We start from the raw sequence: 2,926 nt of genomic DNA, 5'->3' as shown, positions 1-2,926 counted from the left end.
CGTTTTTACTGGGGGTGAATAGGTTTTAAAAGTTAGATATCAAATTAAATGTGTGTGTTTTTCGACCAATTTGAACTGTTTTTATAAATGTTGATGAACGGTGGTCGCGCGGGGAAGGAAAAAGCGCCGGCCAGGCCGACGCGTTTTGCTGAGGGATGTGCTCAGATTGAATAGAAAAAGTACAGCTGGGATTTCATTCTTAGAATGATGCCGCGGATCACGTCGAGGAACGCCATGAATGAAATGGGTTTTTCTGCGCTGATCCAGGCCAGCCCGACAGAGCCGACAGGGATGTCATACTCATCAGGCTCTTCGATTTTAAGCCGGACAAAGTGATGTTTATTCTGCAGGTTTTTTCCTGTTGTGGCACGCACGTTTTGATCAAAACCCAGCAGGTTGCCTTGTGATTCTCCGGTGGCTTCGACAATGCCTTCGACCCTGGCGGAGAAAATTTTGCCGGGATACACAGAGGTAGCGAATTCGGCCGCCTGACCTGCTTTGACATTTCGTATCGCCTGATGATTGACACGCATTAGCACGTACTTTTCGTTGGTGTACATCTGCAAGCGTGGCAACCGCGAAATGAGCTGGCCCTCGCGTAAAATAAAGTTAGTGACAAAGCCATCGGCTGGAGCGTGTACTTTTGTGCTGTCCAGATCCCATTTAGCTTTAGCGATTTGCTGTTGCGCGCTGCGCCGGTCAGCATCTCGCGACCGCACAGTCAGTTGTGATTTACGGATATCCAACCTGGCTTTCTCTGCATCGGCTCTCTTTTTGGCCAGCTGGGCGCTCAACGTAGAAATCTTTTGTCTGGCCAGCGCCACGGTTGTGGTTTGTTGGTCGATATCGCTTTCTGTAATGGTGTTGTGAACCGCGCGATTTTGCGCTTGATAACGTGCCAGCATCTTTTTTTGCAAGTCATAATCCACTTTAGCCGCTGCCAGTTCACTTTCGGAGGTCGTGACATCATGCTCTGCTGCCTGAGCATTGGCTTTGGCGACCGTGATGTCTTCTCGGGCGTTATCGAGTGCGATTTGTGCGGCTTGCGCACTGACTTGTGCCTGCTTCAGTGCAATTTGATAGGGCGCATCATCCAAATCGTAAATAGGCTGCCCTTTTTTGACGACCTGATTGGGTTGGATATAAATGGTTTTGACTTTGCCGTTGATGTTGATCGAGTCCGGGCGCAACTGAATATGCGGGGATTGCACGACAGAGCCGCCGGATAAATCCATCGGCGCGAAATTGATTAAGCCGACCCAGACAAACATCAGCCAGCTAAACCCACCGAGATAAGCGAACGTTTTGGTGAGCTTGTTCCATGGCATGCCGACCAGACGCAGCAGGTAAATGAACAAGGACCAGACGGCCAATCCTTCCAGCATCAGTGCTCCTCCTTACTTTGGCTTGGCGCATGTCGCCAGGTGTCGCGCAGATAGACGATGCCCTTATCCAGATCAACGAACGCCAGAATGACGGCGAGCACCCAGACCCAATGCCAGATAAAACCGATCCACGTTAAGGCCGTGATCAGACCAAGTTGATGATGTTCTTTACTGTGCGCTTTGTTGATCGGCAATTCATGTATCTTCCAGAAGCCATACAACGCCGCACCGATAGAGCCAACCAGAACCACGGTAGCCATGACGTGCAGTACTGTATCTGCTGTGGTTTCCACAAACGGAACACTGAACAGACTCATTGATTTCTCCTTTAAATAAAATCGAGCTCATTGTGCGAAGTCGTTGAAGAAATCCATTGTCTGTGACAAATTAAATCAAAATTTAACTTATTTTGATTTAATTGATGCCATGAAAAGTGTCCGCTTTATTCGCGCGTTAGGGATTAAAAACATCCATGACACGGCCATGATCCGATATGGGCTAGACGAGCAGGCGCTTGGGATCCCGGATAGCGTTTTTCATAACCCGATGAACTTGATCCCGGTGTCGGAAATGAGCCGTTGGTTGTTGAAGCTGGAATTCAAGACTGGGGATCCGGACATCGTACTCAATGTTACCCAGAACATTGAACTTGGCCGTCTGGGGGCGGCCGGACGTTGGATGTTTTCCGGTCACGACTTGTCGTCCACGATCCGCCGTATCAATTACGGTATACGCAGTTTACAGTCGGGGGCGTTTATGGCGGGTGAACAGAAGGGGTCGCTGATTAAGTGGTACTACGACAACACGTATGTCTCATCTGACGTCAAGGTTCATGATAGTGTGCGTGTGGCCGTTTTCATGATGAAAGTCCTGCGTGAGTATCTGGGGAAAGGGTTTGTGCCAAAGCGAGTGATGCTCTCCGGAAGCCGCGTGAATAAAGCGGCGTATCAGGCCTACTTTGGCTGCGAAGTAGGGTGGAATCATTATCGGACCGAAATTTGGTTGCATTCGGATCAACGCCTGGCCACTCAGCTGCATCGCACCGTCACGAAAAATCGACTGGCGATGAGTTTTTCGGATTTGGATGAATTTATTAACATGCCGGATCCAGAAGATGAGCTCAAAGTGATTTACGAAGTGGTGAAATACAGCTGTCATTTTGGTTTGCCAAACTTAATGCGGGTTTCGGGCATTTTAGGCGTTTCTCAGCAACATTTTCAGCGCCTGCTGCATGCTCGTGGGCTGAATTTCTCTACTGTCTGTGGCTATGTATTGAGCAATGTCGCGGTAGAGTTAATCAGCCGCCATGTGCCGTTAGATCAAGTGGCGGCTCGATTAGGGTACACCAACATCACAAGTTTCAACCGTATGTTTAAACGTCATCGAGGTCTGACGCCGTTGCAATACATTCAGCGTTTTCAGGACGCATTCTGAATTTGGTTTAAGGTTTAAACTACTGATATTAATTATGTATTGAACATATTCTTACGTTGTGCTGACCTGATGCTTACACTTCTGCGTCTCATGCCCCCTACACTGAG

At 48.7% G+C, this 2,926-nt stretch carries 3 protein-coding genes; 1 reads left to right on the top strand and 2 read right to left on the bottom strand.

The window, feature by feature from the left end:
* Positions 1-161: 161 nt before the first annotated feature.
* Together CAG65_RS03835 and CAG65_RS03830 are read right to left on the bottom strand one after the other, a co-directional pair.
* The gene (locus CAG65_RS03835; protein ID WP_161452293.1) at positions 162-1,385 is read right to left on the bottom strand and encodes an HlyD family secretion protein; all 1,224 of its coding nucleotides are present in this window, start codon (positions 1,383-1,385) and stop codon (positions 162-164) included.
* Entirely contained in the window at positions 1,385-1,702 is a 318-nt protein-coding gene (locus tag CAG65_RS03830) for a hypothetical protein (protein ID WP_021704877.1), read from the bottom strand. Before CAG65_RS03830 ends, CAG65_RS03835 begins: the two co-directional genes overlap by 1 nt.
* Before the next feature lie 109 nt (positions 1,703-1,811).
* On the opposite strand from CAG65_RS03830, the gene CAG65_RS03825 reads away from it, so the two are divergent.
* Complete coding sequence (locus CAG65_RS03825; protein ID WP_021704876.1) at positions 1,812-2,819, top strand: AraC family transcriptional regulator; 1,008 nt, start codon at positions 1,812-1,814, stop codon at positions 2,817-2,819.
* Positions 2,820-2,926 lie beyond the last annotated feature (107 nt).

Source organism: Vibrio sp. V39_P1S14PM300, assembly GCF_009904765.1.
GTDB classification, from domain to species: domain Bacteria; phylum Pseudomonadota; class Gammaproteobacteria; order Enterobacterales; family Vibrionaceae; genus Vibrio; species Vibrio proteolyticus.
This window is presented reverse-complemented; position numbering and strand designations above follow the sequence as displayed.

What these genes read in the sequence shown, in the direction of transcription:
- CAG65_RS03835 (WP_161452293.1), bottom strand. Translation starts at nt 1,385, where the DNA reads ATGCTGGAAGGATTGGCCGTCTGGTCCTTGTTCATTTACCTGCTGCGT.
- CAG65_RS03830 (WP_021704877.1), bottom strand. Translation starts at nt 1,702, where the DNA reads ATGAGTCTGTTCAGTGTTCCGTTTGTGGAAACCACAGCAGATACAGTA.
- CAG65_RS03825 (WP_021704876.1), top strand. Translation starts at nt 1,812, where the DNA reads ATGAAAAGTGTCCGCTTTATTCGCGCGTTAGGGATTAAAAACATCCAT.